The 20,980-nt window shown below is 74.4% G+C and carries 22 protein-coding genes; 13 read left to right on the top strand and 9 right to left on the bottom strand.

The features are described from left to right. Nucleotide 1: 1 nt before the first annotated feature. From ACTWM8_RS30400 to ACTWM8_RS30410, 3 genes are all read right to left on the bottom strand, one after another. Entirely contained in the window at nucleotides 2-724 is a 723-nt protein-coding gene (locus ACTWM8_RS30400) for an AIM24 family protein (protein ID WP_377609321.1), read from the bottom strand. Between the two features lie 93 nt (nucleotides 725-817). Continuing rightward, nucleotides 818-1,177 carry a metallopeptidase family protein gene (locus ACTWM8_RS30405; RefSeq protein WP_446211924.1) on the bottom strand — a complete coding sequence of 120 codons (360 nt, stop codon included), beginning with the start codon at nucleotides 1,175-1,177 and terminating at the stop codon, nucleotides 818-820. Nucleotides 1,178-1,276: 99 nt separating this feature from the next. Next, nucleotides 1,277-1,708 (bottom strand): OsmC family protein, encoded by a 432-nt coding sequence (locus tag ACTWM8_RS30410; RefSeq protein ID WP_446211925.1) that lies wholly within the window; start codon nucleotides 1,706-1,708, stop codon nucleotides 1,277-1,279. Between the two features lie 134 nt (nucleotides 1,709-1,842). Here ACTWM8_RS30410 and ACTWM8_RS30415 point away from each other — a divergent pair, with 134 nt between their 5' ends. The 3 genes from ACTWM8_RS30415 (at nucleotide 1,843) to ACTWM8_RS30425 (ending at nucleotide 4,421) form a co-directional block, all read left to right on the top strand. Continuing rightward, entirely contained in the window at nucleotides 1,843-2,553 is a 711-nt protein-coding gene (locus ACTWM8_RS30415) for a hypothetical protein (protein ID WP_446211926.1), read from the top strand. A 234-nt stretch (nucleotides 2,554-2,787) separates the two neighbouring features. Further along, a complete protein-coding gene (locus ACTWM8_RS30420; RefSeq protein WP_446211927.1) occupies nucleotides 2,788-3,609 on the top strand; it encodes an HAD family hydrolase in 822 nt (273 codons plus the stop codon). Beyond that, entirely contained in the window at nucleotides 3,609-4,421 is an 813-nt protein-coding gene (locus tag ACTWM8_RS30425) for an HAD family hydrolase (protein ID WP_446211928.1), read from the top strand. Before ACTWM8_RS30420 ends, ACTWM8_RS30425 begins: the two co-directional genes overlap by 1 nt. A 13-nt stretch (nucleotides 4,422-4,434) precedes the next feature. Here the strand turns inward: ACTWM8_RS30425 and ACTWM8_RS30430 are convergent, their stop codons facing one another. Beyond that, complete coding sequence (locus tag ACTWM8_RS30430; RefSeq protein WP_446211929.1) at nucleotides 4,435-5,037, bottom strand: bacterial proteasome activator family protein; 603 nt, start codon at nucleotides 5,035-5,037, stop codon at nucleotides 4,435-4,437. Nucleotides 5,038-5,117: 80 nt separating this feature from the next. On the opposite strand from ACTWM8_RS30430, the gene ACTWM8_RS30435 reads away from it, so the two are divergent. Next, the gene (locus tag ACTWM8_RS30435) at nucleotides 5,118-5,915 is read left to right on the top strand and encodes an alpha/beta hydrolase family protein (RefSeq protein WP_446211930.1); all 798 of its coding nucleotides are present in this window, start codon (nucleotides 5,118-5,120) and stop codon (nucleotides 5,913-5,915) included. A gap of 76 nt (nucleotides 5,916-5,991) precedes the next feature. Further along, complete coding sequence (locus ACTWM8_RS30440) at nucleotides 5,992-7,218, top strand: ABC transporter substrate-binding protein (protein WP_446211931.1); 1,227 nt, start codon at nucleotides 5,992-5,994, stop codon at nucleotides 7,216-7,218. A 74-nt stretch (nucleotides 7,219-7,292) separates the two neighbouring features. Here the strand turns inward: ACTWM8_RS30440 and ddaH are convergent, their stop codons facing one another. Continuing rightward, on the bottom strand, nucleotides 7,293-8,078 hold the full coding sequence (gene ddaH, locus ACTWM8_RS30445; RefSeq protein ID WP_446214720.1) for a dimethylargininase: 786 nt from the start codon (nucleotides 8,076-8,078) through the stop codon (nucleotides 7,293-7,295). A gap of 107 nt (nucleotides 8,079-8,185) precedes the next feature. Here ddaH and ACTWM8_RS30450 point away from each other — a divergent pair, with 107 nt between their 5' ends. Next, the gene (locus ACTWM8_RS30450; protein WP_088959726.1) at nucleotides 8,186-8,644 is read left to right on the top strand and encodes an Lrp/AsnC family transcriptional regulator; all 459 of its coding nucleotides are present in this window, start codon (nucleotides 8,186-8,188) and stop codon (nucleotides 8,642-8,644) included. 66 nt (nucleotides 8,645-8,710) lie between these two features. After that, nucleotides 8,711-9,667, top strand: a complete 957-nt coding sequence (locus ACTWM8_RS30455; protein ID WP_446211932.1) for a zinc-binding dehydrogenase — start codon at nucleotides 8,711-8,713, stop codon at nucleotides 9,665-9,667. A gap of 36 nt (nucleotides 9,668-9,703) precedes the next feature. Here the strand turns inward: ACTWM8_RS30455 and ACTWM8_RS30460 are convergent, their stop codons facing one another. The 3 genes from ACTWM8_RS30460 to mobA all read right to left on the bottom strand — a co-directional run bounded on the left by ACTWM8_RS30460 (nucleotide 9,704) and on the right by mobA (nucleotide 11,793). Continuing rightward, nucleotides 9,704-10,816, bottom strand: coding sequence for a T3SS (YopN, CesT) and YbjN peptide-binding chaperone 1 (locus tag ACTWM8_RS30460; RefSeq protein ID WP_446211933.1), 1,113 nt, complete (start codon nucleotides 10,814-10,816; stop codon nucleotides 9,704-9,706). A 90-nt stretch (nucleotides 10,817-10,906) separates the two neighbouring features. Beyond that, nucleotides 10,907-11,161, bottom strand: coding sequence for a DUF6457 domain-containing protein (locus ACTWM8_RS30465; RefSeq protein WP_377609339.1), 255 nt, complete (start codon nucleotides 11,159-11,161; stop codon nucleotides 10,907-10,909). After that, nucleotides 11,158-11,793, bottom strand: a complete 636-nt coding sequence (mobA, locus tag ACTWM8_RS30470; RefSeq protein ID WP_446211934.1) for a molybdenum cofactor guanylyltransferase — start codon at nucleotides 11,791-11,793, stop codon at nucleotides 11,158-11,160. The genes ACTWM8_RS30465 and mobA overlap by 4 nt, the downstream gene beginning before the upstream one ends. Nucleotides 11,794-12,033: 240 nt before the next feature. On the opposite strand from mobA, the gene fdhD reads away from it, so the two are divergent. After that, on the top strand, nucleotides 12,034-12,891 hold the full coding sequence (gene fdhD, locus ACTWM8_RS30475; RefSeq protein WP_446211935.1) for a formate dehydrogenase accessory sulfurtransferase FdhD: 858 nt from the start codon (nucleotides 12,034-12,036) through the stop codon (nucleotides 12,889-12,891). Between the two features lie 54 nt (nucleotides 12,892-12,945). Here fdhD and ACTWM8_RS30480 read toward each other — a convergent pair whose 3' ends face one another. Further along, on the bottom strand, nucleotides 12,946-14,004 hold the full coding sequence (locus ACTWM8_RS30480) for a DUF4192 domain-containing protein (RefSeq protein ID WP_446211936.1): 1,059 nt from the start codon (nucleotides 14,002-14,004) through the stop codon (nucleotides 12,946-12,948). Between the two features lie 151 nt (nucleotides 14,005-14,155). Between ACTWM8_RS30480 and ACTWM8_RS30485 the strand changes: the two genes are divergently transcribed. From ACTWM8_RS30485 to ACTWM8_RS30505, 5 genes are all read left to right on the top strand, one after another. After that, on the top strand, nucleotides 14,156-15,070 hold the full coding sequence (locus tag ACTWM8_RS30485; protein ID WP_446211937.1) for a fructosamine kinase family protein: 915 nt from the start codon (nucleotides 14,156-14,158) through the stop codon (nucleotides 15,068-15,070). Next, nucleotides 15,067-16,080, top strand: a complete 1,014-nt coding sequence (gene moaA, locus ACTWM8_RS30490) for a GTP 3',8-cyclase MoaA (protein WP_446211938.1) — start codon at nucleotides 15,067-15,069, stop codon at nucleotides 16,078-16,080. The genes ACTWM8_RS30485 and moaA overlap by 4 nt, the downstream gene beginning before the upstream one ends. A gap of 3 nt (nucleotides 16,081-16,083) precedes the next feature. After that, entirely contained in the window at nucleotides 16,084-16,329 is a 246-nt protein-coding gene (locus ACTWM8_RS30495; protein ID WP_154941116.1) for a MoaD/ThiS family protein, read from the top strand. 11 nt (nucleotides 16,330-16,340) lie between these two features. Continuing rightward, complete coding sequence (locus ACTWM8_RS30500; RefSeq protein WP_446211939.1) at nucleotides 16,341-17,588, top strand: metallophosphoesterase; 1,248 nt, start codon at nucleotides 16,341-16,343, stop codon at nucleotides 17,586-17,588. Between the two features lie 94 nt (nucleotides 17,589-17,682). Beyond that, nucleotides 17,683-20,877, top strand: coding sequence for a UvrD-helicase domain-containing protein (locus tag ACTWM8_RS30505; protein WP_446211940.1), 3,195 nt, complete (start codon nucleotides 17,683-17,685; stop codon nucleotides 20,875-20,877). Nucleotides 20,878-20,980 lie beyond the last annotated feature (103 nt).

Genomic DNA, 20,980 nt, shown 5'->3' on the forward strand with positions numbered 1-20,980 from the left:
GTCAGCTGAGCAGGCCGCCGAGCAGGCCACCCTGCTGCTGCTGGGTGCCGCTGCCCATGACCGGCGGCTCCTCGGAGGGCTGCACCACCACGAAGCCCTGACCGGCGAAGCTCATCGTGAACGCCTCGCCGGTGCTGCGGCCGAGCAGCGTGCCCAGGCCGAGCTGCTCGGCGCGGTGGTAGCCGGTCTGGAGGTTGGCCGACCAGCAGACGGCGGCCTGCGGGTCGACGTAGGTGGGTGCGTCGACGTTGAGCACCACCGGGGTGCCCTTGGTGGTGATGGCGATCCGGCCGTGGCCGCTGAAGACGCAGTTGAACAGGCCGGACGACGAGGCCATGCCGGCGCCGCCGACCATCTTGATGTCGTACGACAGGGTCGAGTCGAAGGCCAGCACGCTGGAGCCGTTGATGGAGAGGGCGTCGCCCGGCTCCAGGTCGATGATGTGCACGTCCTTGCTCAGCTCGGCGAGGAAGACGTCGCCCTGGCCGCTGAGCTTCATCAGCGGCACACCCTCACCGGTCAGGCGCTGCTTGATGAACTTGCCGATGCCACCGGAGCCGAGCGCCTGGAACTGCACCTGCCCCTGGTAGGCGACCATCGAGCCGACCCGGGCCATGGCCTCGCCGTTCAGCTCGATCTTCAGCATCTTGGAGTTCTGCAGCCGCATGCCGGGCTGGGCGGACTCCTTCTCGAGGTTCTCCGCGGAGAACAGCGCGCTGCGCATCGGTTTCCTCCTGGTTCGGGGTGTGTCTCACCGGAGGGTAGGTGACCAGCGCAACCGGTGGCATCGGCCGCGCGGGGCCGCCGAGCAGGGCCGTCAGGCCCAGCCCAGGGCGTGCAACCGGTCGTCGTCGATGCCGAAGTGGTGGGCGATCTCGTGAACGACGGTCACCGCCACCTCGTCGACCACGTCGTCCTCGCTGTCGCAGATGCGCAGGATCGGGCGGCGGTAGATGAGGATCCGGTCCGGCAGCACACCGGAGTAGTCCCATCCCCGGCTGGTGAGCGCGTGCCCCTCGTAGAGGCCGAGCAGGTCCTCGCCGGGCGGCGGGTCGTCCTCGACCAGGATCACCACGTTGCTCATCAGCCCGAGCAGTTCCTCGGGCACCTCGTCGAGGGCTTCCCCGACCAGTTCCTCGAAGCGTTCCCGGCTCATCTCGACCGCCACGCCGTCCATTGTCCCCGACGCCGGGCGGCCCGCCACGTCAAGATCCGCGCGGAGCCACGGAAAGGGTGCCGGTCCGGCACCCTTTCCGTCGCGTACGACCGGTCGGGGTCAGGAGGCCAGGCGGGCGGAGAGGCTGATCTGCGCGCCCGGGGAGAGCAGCCGCGAGATCGGGCAGTTCTCCTTGGCGGCCTCGGCCAGCTTGGTGAACTGCGCCTCGTCCATGCCCGGCACCTGGCCGACGGTCTCCAGGTCGATCCGGGTCACGGACATGCCCGCGTCGGTCTTGTCGAAGTGGACCTTGGCAATGGTGTCCACCGACGAGTCGGTGGCGCCCGCGTCGGCGAGCTGCTTGGAGAGCGCCATCGAGAAGCAGCCGGCGTGCGCGGCGCCGATGAGCTCCTCGGGGTTGGTCCCCTCGCCCTCCTCGAAACGCGACTTGAAGGAGTAGTTCCCCTGGAGTCCGCCCTTGCCGGTGCGGACGGTCCCGGAACCCTCGGTGAGGTTGCCCTGCCAACGTGCGGAAGCGGTACGGATAGGCATGCACCCGACGCTAACCGAAACCGCCCCGTCGGGCGACCGACCCGGCGTACCCACCGCCGCCACGTCGTGTCCCCGACCGGCGCCGCCGGGCGTGTCATGATGCGGTTCAGGCCCGCGACGGCGGAAGGTGGCCGATGTCTGAGGATCTCCCCGTCCCGCGACAGGAGGACCGCTCCGACGGCACGGCCGTCGTCGAGTGGGGCTCGCCGTCCCCCGCCCCGGCCGGACGGTGGGGCCGCGCCCTCGGCGGGCTCGGCCGGGACCGCCGGCTGCCCCTGGTGCTGGCCGTCCTCGGCGCGGTCGCGGCGACGGCCTCCCTGGTCGGCGAGTGGCTGGTGATGACGCTGCCGAACGGGGGCCCGGAGGGCAACGTCACCGTCCGGGTGCCCGGCGGGGTGGCCGAGGTCGCCGGCTTCGGGGTCGCGTACCTGGTGGGGCTGCTGCTGCTCGCCGCCGTGACGGCGCTGGCCCTGCGCGGCGGCCCGGCCGTCCGGCGGGAGGCGCGGCTGGCCGGGCTGGCCGTGGCCGGCGCGCTGCTGGCGCTGCTGACGGCGACCGCCTTCTCGCTGGACGATTCCGGACAGCGGGCCCTGTTCTACTCGTCCGAGGACGGCTTCCGGGTGGACTACGGGCGGGGCCTGGTGATGGCCTTCGTGGCGACCGCGCTGGCCGGGGCCGCGCTCCAGCTCGCCGGCCGGCAGCCGGCCGAGCAGTCGGAGGGGGACACCGACCCGGAGGCGGAGCCGGTCGACTACCGCCGGCCCGGCCGCGCGGAGGACGACGGCCCGGCCGACCTCACCGTCACGCCGACCGTGCCGTTCGCCCGTCGGGAGTCGGCCGGCTGACCGGCCGTCCCGACGACGCGGTCTCCGGTGACTCGGACGCGGGCCGGGCCGCGCCGGTGCCGCGGCGCTCACCGGGACGGGACCCGGACGTCACTTGGCGTTGACGCCGGATTCGCCGGAACGCCGTGGTCGGGACCGGTACCGCGAGGTACGGTTGCTGCCCGCCGTCACTCCGGGTCGAGGCACCGATGACCGAAACGGCTGGCTGCGACGGCGGCGGGCGAAGGAGGAACCATGATCCGCCCGGGCCTGCCCAAGCTGATCGCCACCGATCTGGACGGGACGCTCGTCCGTAGCGACGAGACCGTCTCCGCGTACACCCACCAGGTGCTGGACCGGGTGCGGGCCGCCGGCATCCCGGTGGTCGGCGCGACCGGTCGCGGCCCCCGGCTCAAGGAACTCACCCGTAACGACATCCGCGCCGCCGACTTCCTGGTGATGGCCGGCGGCGGCTGCGTGGTAGACCAGAGCGACCCGGGCGGCCCGGTGGTGCTGCGCGACGAGCGGCTACCCGGTGAGGTGCTGGCCGGGCTGCTGGCCGACCTGGAGGCCGAGGTCGGGCCGCTGACCGTGATGGTCGAGGCGTCCGGCGAGCAGGACGCGCCGCTCTGGGGCGACTACCACCCGAGCTGGCCGTACCAGGACCGGTTCGAGGCGCGCAGCCGCGCCGAGTGCCTCTCCTGCGACGTGATCAAGGCGTTCGTCCGGACCGCCGACCACCACGTGGACGAGCTGCTGGCCACCGCCCGCCGGATCGTCCCGCCGCAGGTGGCCACGCTCACCCAGGCCGGGCTGGGCTTCGTCGAGATCTGCCCGCCGGGGGTGGACAAGGCCACCGGGCTCAGCGTGGTGGCCGAGCGGCTCGGCGTCGACCCGGCGGAGGTGCTGGTCTTCGGGGACATGCCCAACGACCTGCCGATGTTCGCCTGGGCCGGCTGGGGCCGGGTGGCCGTCTCCAACGCGCACCCCACGGTCCGCGCCGCCGCGGACGAGATCACCCTGCGCAACGACGACGACGGAGTCGCGGTCTACCTGGACCGGCTACTCTCCCGGTGATGGGAGAGACACCCCGACTGGTCGCGACCGACATCGACGGCACCCTGCTCGGCGACGACCGGACGCTCAGCGCGCGTACCGCGACGGTGCTGGAGCGGATCTGCGCGCAGGGCACGCCGGTCGTGCTGGTCACCGGCCGCCCGATCCGCTGGCTCCAGCTCGTGTACGACCAGCTCACCGCCCCGCTGCCGGCGATCTGCGCCAACGGCGCCGTGGTGTACGACCCGGTCGCCGACGAGGTGCTGCGGGCCGACCCGCTCGCCCCGGAACTCCTCGCCGAGGTGGCCCGCCGGCTGCGCGCCGCGGTGCCCGAGGTGAGCTTCGCGGTGGAGATCGTCGACAGCCGGCAGATGCGGCACGAGGCGCAATACCCGCTGCGCTGGGACGCCGACCACGACGCCATCCGGGCCGTCGAGTCGCCCGAGGAGCTGCACTCCGTACCGGCGGTGAAGCTGCTGGCCCGGGCCGGGGAGCAGGACCCGGACGTCTTCGTCCGGGTGGTGGCCGGGGCGCTGCAGGGGCTGGCCGAGGCGACGCACTCGTCGTACAGCGGGCTGGTGGAGATCTCCGCCGCCGGGGTGACCAAGGCGGCCGGGCTGGCCTGGTACGCCGCCCGCCTCGGCATCGACGAACGCGACGTGCTCGCGTTCGGCGACATGCCCAACGACCTGCCGATGCTGACCTGGGCCGGTCGGGCGGTGGCCGTGGCCAACGCACACCCCGCCGTCCTGGCGATCGCCGACGAGGTGACCGGGGCGAACTCCGCCGACGGCGTGGCGGCGTACCTGGAGAAGGTCTTCGGGGTGGGCTGAGCGGGCCCATCGGTCAGAGGTACTGGCCGGTGGGATGCCCCTCGCCGCCCTGCGGCTGGCCGATGCCCGGCATGCCCGGCACCATCCCGCCGGGGCCGCTCGGCAGCGCCTGCCGGCCGGAGCGCATCTGCTCCAGCTGCACCCGGGCGGCCATCTGCTGGGCGACCAGCGCGGCCTGGATGCCGTGGAACAACCCCTCCAGCCAGCCGACGAGCTGGGCGTGGGCGATGCGCAGCTCGCCCTCACTGGGCGCCTTGTCCTCGGTGAAGGGCAGCGAGATCCGCTCCAGCTCCTCGCGCAGCTCGGGGGCGAGGCCCTCCTTGAGCTCGACGATCGACCGCTCGTGGATCTCCCGCATCCGGTGCCGGCTGGCGTCGTCCAGCGGGGCCGACTTGACCTCCTCCAGCAGCTGCTTGATCATGCTGCCGATCCGCATCACCTTGGCCGGCTGCTCGACCAGGCGGGTCGGGTCCTCGCCCACCGCCTCGTCGGTCTGCACGGTGCCGACCGGACGGCCGTCCGGGCCGATCACCACCACGGTGCCCGAGTGCCCGGTGTCCTCGGTGCCCGGCTCGTCGTTCTGTCCAGCGGAGTGCGCGTCGGTCATGGCACCCATCTTTACCCACGCCCGCGAGCCACACGCGGTGGGACCGGTCACGCCCCCCGGCCGGTGGCGGTCGCGCTACCGTCGCCGACATGCCCGCCGACCCGCGCGCCGTGCTCACCCGGCCCGCTCCGCCCCCCGACCTGACCCTCGCCTACGGCGACCACGCCGACCAGATCGTCGACCTGCGCCGCCCCGCCGGGGACGGCCCGGCCCGGCCGCTGGTCGCGGTGCTGCACGGTGGCTTCTGGCGGGCCGAGTACGACCGGACCCACACCGGCCCGCTGGCCGCCGCGCTGGCGGCGCTGGGCTGGCCGGTGGCGCAGCTGGAGTACCGGCGGACCGGGCAGCCGGGCGGCGGCTGGCCCGGCACCCTCACCGACGTGCTGGCCGGGGTGGCGGCGCTGCCCGCGCTGGCCGCCCGCGCCCTGCCCGGCCGGGTGGCCGCCGGGCCACCGGTGCTGCTCGGGCACTCGGCCGGCGGGCACCTCGCGCTCTACGCGGCGGCGCACGCCCCGGTCACCGTACGGGGGGTGCTGGCGCTGGCCCCGGTCGCCGACCTCGCCGAGGCGTACCGGCTGGACCTGGACGGCGGGGCGGTGGCCGCGCTGCTCGGCGGCGGCCCGGCGGAACACCCGGACCGGTACGCGGCGACCGATCCACGGGAATTGGTGCCGATTCGGACACGCACCGTGATCGTGCACGGGGTCCAGGACCTGCAGGTGCCGGTCACGATCAGCCGGGGTTACGCGGCCGCAGCCCAGGCGGCGGGGGGCGATGTGAGCCTCGTTGAACTGCCAGAATGCGAGCACTTCGGGCTCATCGACCCGGAGTCGGCCGCCTGGCCGCGCGTCAGAGATGCGTTGCAGTCGCTGCACGAAGATCAATAGCCATTGACGCAGCGTCGTCAACCAGGTAGAACGCCGAGGGGGCGGGGACGCCCCGCAACGCTCCGGAAGGATTTTGGTGTCGCAGATGAACCGCAGGCGCGCCCTGCAGCTGCTGGCCGCGCTCGGTACCACCGGGCTGGTCGCCGGCTGTGGCACGGACGACGAGGCTGAGCCGGTCGCGACCGGCTCGCCGATCAAAATCGGTCTCGTCGCGCCCGAAAGTGGCTCGGGCAAGACCATCGGCGAGGACATCGTCAACGGCTTCGAGCTCTACCTGGCCACCCACGGCCAGCGCCTCGGCGGGCACCCGGTGACCCTGGTGAAGGCCGACGAGGGCGACAAGGCCGAAACCGGTCAGGACGCCGTCAACGGCCTGCTCAAGCAGGGCGTGCTCGCCCTCACCGGGGTGGTCAACCCGACGGTGATGTCCGGCATCCGGGACATCGTGGAGAAGGCCCGGGTGCCGCTGATCGGGTCGAACGCCTCGCCGGTCAGCCTGCAGAGCGTGGTCTACATCTGGCGCACCTCGTACGTGCTGGACGAGCCGGGCCGGGCGCTCGGGGCGTACCTGAAGCAGCGGCTGCCGGCCGGCAGCCGCGTGTTGATCATCGCGCCGGAGGGCGGTGCCAGCCTCGACGTCGTGCAGGGCTTCCGCCAGGGCTTCGGCGTCGACGACCCGCGGATCGCCGGCGAACCGGTCTGGACGAACCCCACCGCCAACCCGGGCGAGAGCACGTACGCCTACGACATCCGGCAGGCGCTCAACCGCAGGCCCACCGCGATCTTCTGCCACTTCTCCGGCACCGCGGCCATCCAGTTCATCAAGCAGCTGCGCCGGCACCGCCCGGCCTACACCGGGCCGATCTACGCGCCCGGCTTCCTCACCGAGGGCAGCGTGCTCAACGAGGTACGCGGCGTGCTGGTGAACGACAAGGAGGACCGGCTGCTGCCCGGCCCGATCCAGACGGTGTCGAACTACTCGGCCGACCTGAACAACAACGCCAACCGGATCTTCGCCTCCGCGTACCGCAAGACGTTCAACGTCTCGCCCAGCACCTACGCGATGGCCTCGTACGACGCCGCCCAGGTGCTCGACGGGGCGATCCGGATCGCCGGGGCGAACCCGACCCCGCAGCAGGTCAACCTGGCCCTCGGCAAGGTGGGCCAGATCGACAGCCCGCGCGGGGTGTGGCAGTTCAACCAGCCCCGCACGCCGCAGCAGCGGTGGTACCTGCGCACCGTGCAGTTCGACGGCCGGCTGCTGTCCAACGTCATGCTCAACGAGATCGCCACGCTCGGCTGAGCGCCGGGCCCCGTACGCGCCGAGGGCCGGTCTCCCCGCGGGGAGGCCGGCCCTCGGCGTACGCCGTGGTGGCGTCAGTGACGCAGCTCGGCGATGCAGCACTTCACGCTGCCGCCGCCCTTCTTCAGCTCGGCCAGCTCGACCGGCACCGGGTGGTAGCCGGCCGCCTTGAGCTTGCCGGCCAGCCGGGTCGCCTCGCTGTTGAGCACGACGTTGAGCCCGTCGCTGACCAGGTTCAGGCCGAAGGTCATCGCGTCCTCGTCGTCCGCGATCACCGCGTCGGGGAAGAGCTGGGTGAGCACCTTCTGGCTGGCCGCCGAGAAGGCGCCCGGGAAGTAGACGATGTTCTCGTCGTCGATCGAGGCGAGCGCCACGTCGAGGTGGTAGAAGCGCGGGTCGACCAGGCGCAGCGACACCACCGGCCGGCCGAGCGCCTCCTGCGCCTCGGCGTGCGCGGGCAGCTCGGTGCGGAAGCCGTGGCCGGCGAGGACCAGCCCGCCGTGCGCCTCCGGCAGGTACGCGAAGTCGCCCTCGCCCTCGTTGGTCTCGCTCGGCGCAATGAACCGCCAGCCCTGCGACTCGTAGAACGCCCGGTGCGCGGCGGCCTCGGCGGCGCGCTGCTCGTGCTTGAACTGGGCGCCGTAGACCGTCCCGTCCACCACGAAGGCGCCGTTGGCGGCGTAGACCATGTCCGGCAGCCCGGCCTCGGGGGTGAGCAGGTGCACGTCGTGGCCGAGACCGACCAGCGTCTCCCGCAGGCGGTCCCACTGCTTGACCGCCAGCTCCGCGTCGACCGCGGTGGTGACGTCCATCCACGGGTTGATGGCGTACTCGACGGCGAAATGCTCGGGCGAGCACATGAGATATGTCCGCTTTCGCGGCACTCGCTGCTGGTTCACGGTCACCAAGAGTAGGTAGCGTAGAACTTTGGTAACAGCCAGAACTCTTGCTTTCTGAAGGCGGAACGTTGCAGATAGATGCGGTCGACCAGCGAATCATTGCGTTGCTCGTGGCGGACGCCCGCGCGTCGTACGCCGACATCGGCAGCCGGGTGTCACTCTCCGCTCCGGCGGTGAAGAGACGCGTCGACCGGCTCCGCTCCGCCGGGGTGATCCGGGGCTTCACCGCGGTGGTCGATCCGGCCGCCGTCGGCTGGACCACGGAGGCCTTCGTCGAGCTCTTCTGCGCCGGCCGGACCACCCCCGCGCAGATCGGGGTGGCCGCCCGGCGGCACCCGGAGGTGGTCGGGGCGTACACCGTCTCGGGCGAGGCGGACGCCCTGGTGCACCTGCGGGCCGCCGACATCGCCCACCTGGAGGAGGCGCTGGAGCGGCTGCGGGCGGAGTCGTTCGTCACCTCCACCCGGAGCACCATCGTGCTCTCCCGCCTGGTCGAATCCCCCGGCGTCGGCCCGTCCACCGGCTGACCCGCGCTTGACCTCAACCCCACTTCATGTCGTCGACTGGGTCGGACGGCGGCGTGAGGGGGGATCGTGCGGGCGGTGTGGCTGCGGGAGTTCGGCGGGCCGGAGGTGCTGGTGCCGGGAACGGCGCCCGACCCGACGCCCGGGCCGGGGCAGGTGCTGATCGAGGTGGCCCACGTCAACCTCACCTTCGTCGAGACGATGTTCCGGGCCACCGGGTTCGGGCCGTTCCGCGGCCCGTTGCCGGTGATCCCCGGCAACGGGGTCGGCGGCGTGATCGGCGCGGTTGGCCCGGACGTGGACCCCGGGCTCGTCGGCCGGCGGGTGGTCAGCGGCACCGGCGGCTCCGGCGGGTACGCCGAACGGGTCGTGGTGGACCGGGCCGCGCCGGTCGAGGTGCCCGACGCGCTGGCGCTGGACGACGCGGTGGCGCTGCTCGCCGACGGCCGTACCGCGCTGCTGCTGGCCGACGCCGCCGCGCCCAAGCCGGGGGAACGGGTACTGGTCGAGGCCGCCGCCGGTGGGGTGGGCGGCCTACTGGTCCAGCTCGCCGCGCGGGCGGGAGCACGGGTGGTGGGCCTGGCCGGCGGCCCCCGCAAGACGGAACTGGTCCGGGCGGCGGGCGCCGACGTCGTGATCGACTACCGGGAGCCCGACTGGGCCGACCGGGTACGCGCCGCGGCCGGCGGGGTGGACGTCGTCCTCGACGGCGTCGGCGGCGACGTGGGCCAGGCGGCGTTCGACCTGCTCGACCCCGGCGGTCGGATGCTCAGCTTCGGGCTCGCCTCCGGCAGCTGGACCGACGTGCCGACGGACACCGCCACGGCGCGCGGGGTGGCCCTGCTGCGACCGACCGCCGGCCCGGACGAGCTGCGCGCGCTCACCGTACGGGCGCTGGCCGAGGGCGCGGCCGGGCGGCTGCGCCCGCTGATCGGGCAGCGGTTCCCGTTGGAGCGGGCCGCCGAGGCGCACGCCGCGATGCAGTCACGGGCCACCGTCGGCAAGACCCTGCTCGACGTCGGCTGACCGGCCGGCGCACGGGCCGAGCGTGCGCCGACGGGGTCAGAGGTACATGCCCGTCCGGTGCTCGGAGTCCGCCGGCCGGCTCGGCTTGTCGCCCTCGCCGAAGAACCGCTTGCCGCCGAACTCCCCGTGCAGCCGGTCGTCCAGCTCGTCGGCCAGCCCGGTCATCACCTGCACCGCGAGCATCAGGTGGGTGGCCTGGAAGTTGCGGCCGAAGACCGGGATGGAGGCCCAGACGGTGTCGTCGGCGCAGTAGAGCCGGCCGATCGGCATCCGGTTGGTCAGCTCGGAGAGCTTCACGTAGAGGCGCTCGGTCGGCTCCACCTCGGTGAGCACCGGGGAGAGGACGTCGACCAGCGGCGGGTTGTCGCGGACCCGGACGAACACCATCGCCGAGCCGGCCCGGATGTTGATGTCGCCGTCCGAGTCAACCTGGAGCTGGTCGGACTTCGACTTGAGCATGGTCGACACGACCGTGCGGACCCGCTCCTCCAGCGCCAGCACGTCCTCGCCCTCGTCGCTCTTCTGCGCGCTCGCGGCGGCCGCCAGCGCCTCGTCGAGGTCCGCCTCGACGTCGCGGTCCGGACCGAACTCGCTGCGCGCGGTGCCGAGCGGTTCGGCCGGCAGCGGCTCCCCCTCGGCGTCGTGCACGAGGTAGACGAGGAAGGCCGGGTGCGGGGCGCCGTAGACGTCGCGCAGGGTGCGGGAGAGCAGCGCGGCCACCTTGCTGGCGTCGGCGGTCGAGCCCTCCAGGCCGAACTGGTCCCGGGAGCCCTCCAGCACGCCCGGCGGCGACCAGCCCAGCGCGATCATGTCCGCGACGGCGGCCCGGTCCAGCCGGTAGCCCTGCGGCAGGGTGGCGTTGCCGACCGCCCGGGCGGAGACCCGCCCCCCGTCGCCCACGTCCACGCTGATCGAGTAGACGGCGTTGCCGGTGCCGGAGGCCGTCGGGTCGAGGGTCAGCTCGACGTGCGCCCCGGTGGGCAGCCCGCGCAGCCGCTCGGCCAGCGCGCGGGCGAACTCCCGCCACGCCTCGGTCACCTTGGCCCGCAGGTCGGCCGTGCTCGGCTCGTCCAGCAGGACCGACTCGTGCTGCTCCGGCGAGCTGCCGGGCTGATCACCGGTCGGCTTCGAGGGGTGGTCTGCCGTCATGATCGCCTCCGTCCGTCAAGGTCACCCTACCCAGGCCCACCCGGTGTCGAATCCACCGCGACCGGGATCGGACAACGCGGCGGGTGCGACTCAGTCGGGACGGTCGCCACCCAGCTCCACCGGCCAGGTCGCGGCCAGGGCGCTCAGCCGCGCGGCGGCGCCCGCCGGGTCGGCGCCGCGCCCGACCGCCACCCCGAGCAGGTACGCGCTCACCGGCGCGCCCGGCCGCAGCACCTGGTGGGCGACGTCCCTGGCCAGGTCGAGCACCGTCGGCACCGGCACCTCGGCCGGGTCGAGCCCCAGCTCGGCGCAGGCCGCCGTGACCCAGTCGTCCATCACCGTCATCGCGTCCACTCCTCCGCCCGGCGTACGTCGGAGTCAGTGTCGCAGTCGAACCACGGCGGCGGGCCGCTGCCGGACCACGCCAGGTCACGCACCCTCAGCTCGGCGAGCAACTCCCGCATCGAGGCGCCGTCGGGCGTACCGCCCCGACGCCCGACGAGGCGGGCCAGCGCGTCCCGCAACGCTGCGGCCCGCCACACACCGCACAGCGGCTGTCGCCGGCCCCGGTCGTCGAGGAGGCAGACCCCGTCCGGCCCGTCGTCCACGTGACCGCGCGGCGGCGCCCCGTCGGGCTCCGGGTGCAGCGCGCGCAGCAGCACGCCGACCGCCTCCCGGGTGAGCAGCGGCAGGTCGGCGGCGAGCAGGGCGACGGTGGTCGTGTCGGGGGGCAGCAGGACGAGCCCGGCCGCGGTCGCCGCCACCGGGCCACCGCCCGGCGGTCGCTCGCGGGTCACCAGCACGTCGCCGGGGACCGCGTCGGCCGGCCCGACCAGGATCCGCGGGGCCGCGTCGGCGACGGCCGCCAGCACCCGCTCCCGCATCGGCATGCCACCGACCGGCAGCGCCGGCTTGTCCCGCCCGCCCATCCGGCGCGCCGCACCGCCCGCGAGCACCACCGCCGCGTACGCCGTCACCGGGCCACCGTAGCCTCGCGCCGACCCGTCCGTCCGCCCGGCCGGCGTCGTCGTCCGGCTCGCCCGCACGCCGGTCCTCCGCCACCGGCGCGGGATCGGCAGGCCCGCACGCCGGCCGGCGTCGCGGTGCGGGTGGTCGGCCCGTGCGCGCCCGACGCCACCGCCGAAGGGGATCGGCGGGCCCGCGTGCCGGCCGGCGTCGTGGTGCGCGTCGCCGAGCGGGCGGGGGAGGATGGCGGGATGGGACGGGCGACTGACCGGCGGAGCGTGCTCCGCATCGACCTCGACGCGGTGGCCGACGGACGCGCCCCGGTACGCCGGCCGGACACCCTCTCCGTGGAGGAGCCGCTGGAGATCCGGGTCGGCCCGGCCGGACCCGGTCGACGCCGGCCGCTCGCGGTCACCATGCGTACCCCCGGCGACGACATCGACCTGGCGATCGGGTTCCTGCTCACCGAGGGGCTGATCCGGTCGACCGAGGACGTGCTCACCGCCCAGCTCTGCGCCGGGGCGGAAACCCCGAACACCTACAACGTGGTGGACGTGGTGCTCGCCCCGGGCGTGCCGGAGCCCACCACCGACCCGTCGCGCAACTTCTACACCACCAGCTCGTGCGGGGTCTGCGGCAAGGCCAGCATCGAGGCGGTGCGGACCCGGTCGCCGTACCCGGTGGTGGACGACCCGCTCACCGTCCGGGCCGACGTGCTCGCCGCCCTGCCCGACCGGTTGCGCGCGGCCCAGCGGGCCTTCGACCGCACCGGCGGCCTGCACGCGGCGGGGCTTTTCACCGCCGAGGGCGAGCCGGTGGTGCTGCGGGAGGACGTCGGCCGGCACAACGCGGTGGACAAGGTGGTCGGCTGGGCGGTGCGGGAACGTCGCCTCCCGCTGGCCGGGCACCTGCTGCTGGTGTCCGGCCGGGCAAGCTTCGAGCTGACCCAGAAGGCGTGGATGGCCGGCCTACCACTGCTCGCGGCGGTCTCCGCGCCCAGCTCGCTCGCCGCCGACCTGGCCGAGGAGGCCGGGATGACGCTGGTCGGCTTCCTGCGCGGCCGGACGATGAACGTCTACGCCGGCGGGCATCGGGTGCTGGTCGACTGACCGGCGCGAGCGACGCCCCGCCGGACCCGACGTCGGCAGAAGTTCCCCACCACCTCATCCGAGGCCCCGCCGCACGTGTCGTCGGCGGCGGGGACGCCGCCGGACCACGCCCGGCTCTCCGACGGCCGGCCAGCCGTCCAGCTCGGACGGGGGTACGCCGCGGCGGAGCAGGTCGTCGAGGAGCTGGGCCAGGGAGTAGTCGGGGTGGACTGCCAGCGCCCGCTCCAACGCGACCGCGGCCAGCGCGCCCTGGCCGGCGCGCCAGGCGGCGAAGGCCAGCAGGCTCGCCGGCGCGGCGATCAGCTCCTCCTCGGCGCGGCGCAGCACATCGCCCCAGAGGTCGATGTCCTCCTCCCGCCCGTCGGTGCGTTCCCAGGCGTGGTCGCGCACCGGAAGGTGGGTCAGGAGCAGGCTGAGCCAGGCCACCTCGTCGTCGGTGAGCCGCTCGCCCCGGCGGTGCGCCCGCCGGGCGTCCCGCACGGCGGCGACGCCGGCCGCCCGGATCGAGCGACCGCCGAGCAGGTCGGCGGCGGGCGCCTCGGTCAGCAGGGTGAGCAGCCGCCGCTCGGCCCGGACGCCGGCCTGCCGCATCGCCGCCCGGTCCTGCCCGTCGGCGGCGGCCACCTGGGCGGTGAGCGCGGCCCGGTCGGGGAGCGCCACCTGACCGGCGTAGACCGCGGCGGCACTGACCTCGCTGCTGCCCGGGTCGTACGGGGTGCCGTCGGGCGGGCAGCACGCCGCCTCCGCGCAGAGGTACGACCAGTACCGGCCGTCGGTCACCCGCATCGCGTCGAGCACGGTCAGGCCGGCCGTGGTCAGCGCGGCGCGTACCGCGTCGACGGTCGGGGTGACCCGGTCGGCCGGGCCGTACCCGATGACGGTGGCGGCGTCGGCGTCCTGCCGGCCGAGGACGCCGCCGAGGTGATCGGCGGGCAGCTGCGGGTCGGCGCCACGGTCGGGCAGGTCGGCGCGGGCGGCGAAGACGACCCGCTGGGCGCGCATCGCCACCACGACGACGCTGTCGGCGGGGTGGAAGCCGAGCAGGTACGGCACGGCGGCGAGCAGGTCGGCGGGCGAGCGGACGGTGAGCCGGGGGCGGTCGGTCGCGGTCATGCCGGCAGCCTGCGACCCGGGGGACGCGCCCGACAGGCCCTGTGGACGACACGCGGGTTGTCCACAGACACGGAGAGTGTTCCCGCAGGTGACACGGATTTGCCGAGTTTCGGAATCCACCGGTGTCCCACCGAGCGGCTACCTTGCGCTGATGGACCTGGCGTACCTGCGGACGCATCCGGAGCACCTGCCGACGTTCCTGACCCACCAGCGGATCCGGGAGACGCCGGTCTCCGGCGGTGACGTCTGCGCCGCCTCCCGGCTCACCCTGGAAGACGGTCACTCCGTCTTCGCCAAGAGCTGGCCGGAGCGGGCCGACCGACCGGTGCCGGAGGGCTTCTTCGCCACCGAGGCGGCCGGGCTGCGTTGGCTGCGCGCGGCGGGCACGGTGGCCGTACCGGAGGTGGTGGTGGCGCTGCCGGAGCTGCTGGCGCTGGACTGGGTGGAGCCGGGCGAGCCGTCCCCGGAGGCGGCCGAACGGTTCGGCCGGGAGCTGGCCGGGATGCACCGGGCCGGGGCGTCCGCCTTCGGCGCCGACTGGCCCGGCTTCATCGGCCCGCTGCCGCAGGACAACACCCCCGACGAGGGCCCCTGGCCGGACTGGTTCGCCCGGCGTCGGCTGCTGCCTTACCTGGCGCTGTCGGTGGCCGGCGGCGCGCTCGCCGCGGCGGACGCCGCGCTGGTGGAGCAGGTCGTCGCCCGGATCGGCGAGTTCGGCGGCGACGAGCCGCCGGCCCGGGTGCACGGCGACCTGTGGCCGGGGAACGTGCTCTGGGGCGCGGACGACCGGGCCTGGCTGGTCGACCCGGCCGCACACGGCGGGCACCGGGAGACCGACCTGGCCCAGCTGGCCCTCTTCGGCGGCGCGCCGCACCTCGACCGGATCGTCGGCGCCTACCGAGAGGAGTGGCCGCTGGCCGACGGCTGGCGGGAACGACTGCCGCTGCACCAGCTTCACCTGCTGCTGGTGCACACCGCCGCCTTCGGCTCGGCGTACCGGGATGCGGTCACCCGGGCCGCCCGAGCAACGCTGGGCGGGACCGGCCGCGCTACGGTCGACGGGTGACCGTCGCCCCGCCCGCCGAGGGCGCCCTCGTCGACCGGTACGGCCGTGTCGCCCGGGACCTGCGCGTCTCGCTGACCGACAAGTGCAACCTGCGCTGCACGTACTGCATGCCGGCGGAGGGTCTGCCCTGGCTGGCCGGGCCGCAGCTGCTCGGCGACGACGAGATCGTCCGGTTGGTCCGGGTCGCCGTGGAACGGCTCGGGGTGACCGAGGTCCGCTTCACCGGCGGCGAGCCGCTGATCCGGCCGGGGCTGGCCGGCATCGTCGCCGAGGTGGCCGCGCTGGCCCCCCGCCCCCGGATCTCCCTCACCACCAACGGCATCGGCTTGGACCGGCTCGCCCCCACGCTGCGCGCGGCCGGGCTGGACCGGGTGAACGTGTCGCTCGACACCCTGGACCGCGACCGGTTCAGCCGGCTGACCCGGCGGGACCGGCTGGCCGACGTGCTCGCCGGGCTGGCCGGCGCCGCCGCGGCCGGGCTCACCCCGGTGAAGGTCAATTCGGTGCTGATGCGGGGCGTCAACGACGACGAGGCCCCGGCGCTGCTGCGGTTCGCCCTCGACCACGGCTACGAGCTGCGGTTCATCGAGCAGATGCCGCTGGACGCCCAGCACGGCTGGGACCGGGCCACCATGGTCACCGCCGACGAGATCCTGGCCTCGCTGGCCGGCGCGTTCGCCCTGACGCCCGACCCGGCCGAGCGGGGCGCGGCCCCCGCCGAGACCTGGCTGGTCGGCGGCGGGCCGGCCCGGGTCGGCGTGATCGCCAGCGTCACCCGGCCGTTCTGCGGCGACTGCGACCGGACCCGGCTCACCGCCGACGGCCAGATCCGGGCCTGCCTCTTCGCCACCGAGGAGTCCGACCTGCGCGGCGCGCTGCGCGGCGGGGCGGACGACGCGGAGCTGGCCGAGCGCTGGCAGGTGGCGATGCGCGGCAAGCGCGCCGGGCACGGCATCGACGACCCCACCTTCCTGCAACCGGCCCGGCCGATGTCCGCGATCGGAGGCTGAGCCGTGGACCTCACCGTCCGCTACTTCGCCGGGGCCCGGGCCGCCGCCGGCCGCACCGAGGAGACCGCATCCGCCGGCCGGTCCCTGGACGAACTGGTCGGTGAACTCGCCGAGCGCCACGGGCCGGGGCTGGCCGCCGTGCTGGAGGTGGCGAGTTTCCTGGTCGACGGGGTGCGCTGTCATGATCGTGGGACACCGTTGCCCGCCGGGGTCACGATCGACGTGCTGCCCCCCTTCGCGGGCGGCTGAGAAGGGCTGGCATGTTGGCGACTCTGGCGTTCGTGGCCACCCTGGCCCTGATCATCGGCCTGATCCACTTCTACCTGTGGAAGCGGCTGGTCAAGGACACCACCCGTCCCGGGCGGTGGCGGCGGATCGGCGCGGTCGCCGCGCTGCTGCTGGCGCTGCTCGTACCGGCGACGATGGCCGGCACCCGGGCGGTCGGGGCGTTCTGGCTGGCCTGGCCGGGCTACCTCTGGCTGGCGGTGATGTTCTACCTGCTGGTCCTGCTGCTGGTGCTGGAAGTGCCGATGGCGGGCGCCCGGCTGGTGCTGCGCCGCCGGTCGGCGATCGCCGAGTCGACCGCCGCCGCGCCGGAGCCGGTGCTGGTCGGGGCGGCCGGCACCGCTGACCCGCCGGCCGTCGAGGCGGTGGACCAGCCCGACCACGACGCCTCGCGCCGGCTGCTGCTGGCCCGGGGCGCGGCGATCTTCGCCGGGCTCACCGCGGCCGGCGTCACCGGCTACGGCGTCCGGGTGGCGACGGGCCCGCCCGAGCTGGACCGGGTCCGCATCCCGCTGGCGAAGCTGCCGCGCAGCATGGACGGGCTGCGGATCGCCACCGTCTCCGACATCCACCTCGGCCCGCTGCGCGGGCGGGAGCACACCGAGCGGATCGTCGCCGCGATCAACCGGCTCGACGCCGACCTCGTCGCGGTCGTCGGCGACCTGGTCGACGGCTCGGTCGCCGAGCTGGGCGAGGCAGCGGCGCCGCTGCGCGGCCTGCGCTCCCGCTACGGCAACTTCTTCGTCACCGGCAACCACGAGTACTACTCCGGCGTGGAGGAGTGGGTCCAGGAGGTGGACCGGCTCGGCCTACGAGTGCTGCAGAACCAGCGGCAGGAGATCCGCGCCCGGGGTGGCGTGCTGGACCTGGCCGGCGTCAACGACGTGACCGCCGCCGGCACCGGCCTCGCCGCGCCCGCCGACTACGCGGCCGCGCTCGGCGACCGCGACCCGAGCCGCCCGGTGGTGCTGCTGGCCCACCAGCCGGTCGCCGCGCACGAGGCGGCGAAGTTCGGCGTCGACCTCCAGCTCTCCGGGCACACCCACGGCGGCCAGATCGTGCCGTTCAACCTGGCCGTCAAGCTCCAGCAGCCGGTCGTCTCCGGGCTCGGCGAGGTGGACGGCACCAAGGTGTACGTCACCAACGGCGCCGGCTTCTGGGGCCCGCCGGTGCGGGTCGGCGCCCCGCCGCAGATCACCCTGGTGGAGCTGCGCGCCCCATAGCGCGACCGGGCGACGGAGTCCAGCACCGGATTGCTCTTCTCACGCGTACGCGTGGCGGCGGGCGGGTGGTGGACCGGCCGTGACAGGATGCGGCGTGCCTCCGTTCAGCGCCGCACCCCCCGGTGGCGTCCCGCCGTTCGTCGCGGACCTGCACATCCACTCGAAGTACTCGCGCGCGTGCAGCCGCGATCTCACCCTGCCCAACCTCGGCTGGTGGGCGCGGCGCAAGGGCATCGGCGTGCTCGGCACCGGGGACTTCACCCACCCCGCCTGGTACGACCACCTGCGCGAGACGCTGCACCCGGCCGAGCCCGGGCTCTACCGGCTCGCCCCGGAGGCAGAGCGGGACATCGCCCGCCGGCTGCCGCCCCGGCTGGCCAGCGAGGCGGAGACCGACCCGGTCCGGTTCATGCTCAGCGTGGAGATCTCCACGATCTACAAGCGGGACGACCGGACCCGCAAGGTCCACCACCTGATCTACCTGCCCGACCTGGACGCGGTGGCGCGGTTCAACACGGCGCTGGGCCGGATCGGCAACCTCGGCTCGGACGGCCGGCCGATCCTCGGCCTGGACTCCCGGGACCTGCTGGAGATCACCCTGGAGGCCAGCGGCGACGGCTACCTGGTGCCGGCGCACATCTGGACGCCCTGGTTCTCCGCGCTCGGCTCGAAGTCCGGCTTCGACGCGATCGCCGACTGCTACGCCGACCTGGCCGAGCACGTCTTCGCGGTGGAGACCGGCCTCTCCTCCGACCCGGAGATGAACTGGCGGGTCGGCAGCCTGGACGGCTACCAGCTCGTCTCGAACTCCGACGCGCACTCCCCGCCGGCGCTGGCCCGGGAGGCGACGGTCTTCTCCGCCGACCGCGACTACTTCGCGATCCGGGAGGCACTGCGCACCGGCGACGGGCTGGCCGGGACGATCGAGTTCTTCCCGGAGGAGGGGAAGTACCACGCGGACGGGCACCGGCTCTGCGGCGTCAACTGGTCGCCCGAGCGGACCCGGCAGGCCGGTGGACGCTGCCCGGAGTGCGGCAAGCCGCTGACCGTCGGCGTGCTGAGCCGGGTCGAGGAACTGGCCGACCGGCCGGCGGGGCACCGCCCCGCGCACGCCCGCGAGGTCACCCACCTGGTGCCGCTGGCCGAGCTCCTCGGCGAGATCAACAAGGTGGGTGCGCGGAGCAAGAAGGTCGAGGGGAAACTCCACGAGCTGGTCGCCGCGCTCGGCCCGGAGCTGGAGATCCTCACCCGTACCCCGCTGGACGAGATCGGGCGGGTCGGCGGCGAGCTGTTGGCCGAGGGCATCGGCCGGCTGCGCCGCGGCGACGTCCGCCGGGTGCCGGGCTACGACGGCGAGTACGGCGTGATCACCCTCTTCGACCCCGCCGAGCTGGGCGCGAAGGCCACGGGGGCGCAGGCGGAGACGCTCTTCGACGTACCCGTGCCGGCGCAGCGACGGCCCGCCGAGCCGGCGGCGAAGGCGAAGGCCCGTCGCCCGGCGGTGCCGAAGGCCGAGCCGAAGCGGAAGGCCGCGCCGCCGCCTCCCCCGCCGATCGCGCCGGCGCCCTCGCCGCACGAGCCGTTCGAGCCGATGCTCGCCGGCATGGAGGAGGTCGGCACCGGCCTGCTCGACCGGTTGGACGCGATGCAGCGGGTGGCCGCGTCCGCGCCGGGTGGCCCGCTGCTGATCGTGGCCGGCCCCGGTACCGGCAAGACCCGGACGCTCACCCACCGGATCGCGTACCTCTGCGCGGAGCTGAACGTATTCCCCGAGCAGTGCCTGGCGATCACCTTCACCCGGCGGGCCGCCGAGGAGCTGCGGCACCGGCTCGACGGGCTGCTCGGCCCGGTGGCCGAGGACGTCACCGTCGGCACGTTCCACTCGCTCGGGCTGGCCATCCTGCGGGAGAACGCGGCCGCCGCCGGGCTGCCGGCGGACTTCCGGATCGCCGACGACGCCGACCGGGCAACCGCCCGCGCCGAGGCCGGCGACGACCCGGACCGCTACACCGCGCTGCTGCGCAAGCAGGACCTGGTCGACCTGGACGAGCTGCTGACCCTGCCGGTCGCGCTGCTGAAGGCCGACAAGAAGCTGATGCGCGACTACCGCGAGCGCTGGCGGTGGATCTTCGTCGACGAGTACCAGGACGTCGACGCGGTCCAGTACGAGCTGCTGCGCCTGCTCAGCCCCGCCGACGGCAACCTCTGCGCGATCGGCGACCCGGACCAGGCGATCTACTCGTTCCGGGGCGCGGACGTGGGCTACTTCCTGCGTTTCTCGCAGGACTTCACCGACGCCCGACTGGTCCGGCTGAACCGCAACTACCGCTCGTCTGCACCGATCCTGGCCGCCGCCGTGCAGGCCATCGCGCCGTCGTCGCTGGTGCGGGGCCGCCGGCTCGACCCGGCCCGGCTCGACCCGGAGGCCCCGCTGGTCGGCCGCTACCCGGCGGCCTCCGTCGCCGACGAGGCCGACTTCGTGGTACGCACCATCGACGAGCTGGTCGGCGGCCTGTCCCACCGGTCGCTGGACTCGGGCCGGATCGACGGCCGGTCGACCACGCTCTCCTTCTCCGACATCGCGGTGCTCTACCGCACCGACTCGCAGGCCGCCCCGATCGTGGACGCCCTCGCCCGGGCGAACATCCCGGTGCAGAAGCGCTCGCACGACCGGCTGCGGGACCGGCCCGGGGTGACCGCCATCGCCCGGGAGCTGCGGCACGCCGACGGGCTGGACGGTTCGTTGCCGGCCCGCGTCCGGCTGGCCGGCCAGGTGCTGGCGGAGCGCTTCGCCGTGCCGACGCTGGACGGCGTCGCCGCGGTACGCCCCGAGGACGTCCGCACGGCGGTCGACCTGCTCACCCCGCTGGCCCGCCGCTGCGGCGACGACCTCGGGCTGTTCCTGTCCCAGCTCGCCACCGGCGCGGAGGTGGACGCGCTCGACCCGCGCGCCGAGGCGGTCACCCTGCTCACCCTGCACGCCGCCAAGGGACTGGAGTTCCCGGTGGTCTTCCTGGTCGGTGCCGAGGACGGGCTGCTGCCGCTGCGCTGGCCCGGCACCGAGCCGGACGACGACGCGGTCGCCGAGGAGCGGCGGCTCTTCTTCGTCGGCCTGACCCGCGCCCAGGACCGGCTCTACGTCAGCCACGCCGCCCGCCGGGTCCGGCACGGGTCGGAACGGGAGTGCCGGCCGTCGCCGTTCCTCGACGTGATCGACGCCGGGCTCTTCGAGCGCTTCGGCGAGACCGAGCCCCGCCGACCGAAGGACCGCCAGCTCCGCCTGATCTGACCCACGGGGCCGGCGCCGTCCCGCGGCTCGTCGCGCCCACCGGGCGGTGCCCTGCGCCGGGCCGGACATCCTGACGAGCGTTATACCTCAGAGTCATTTTGAT

Source organism: Micromonospora sp. IBSANI012, assembly GCF_052814045.1.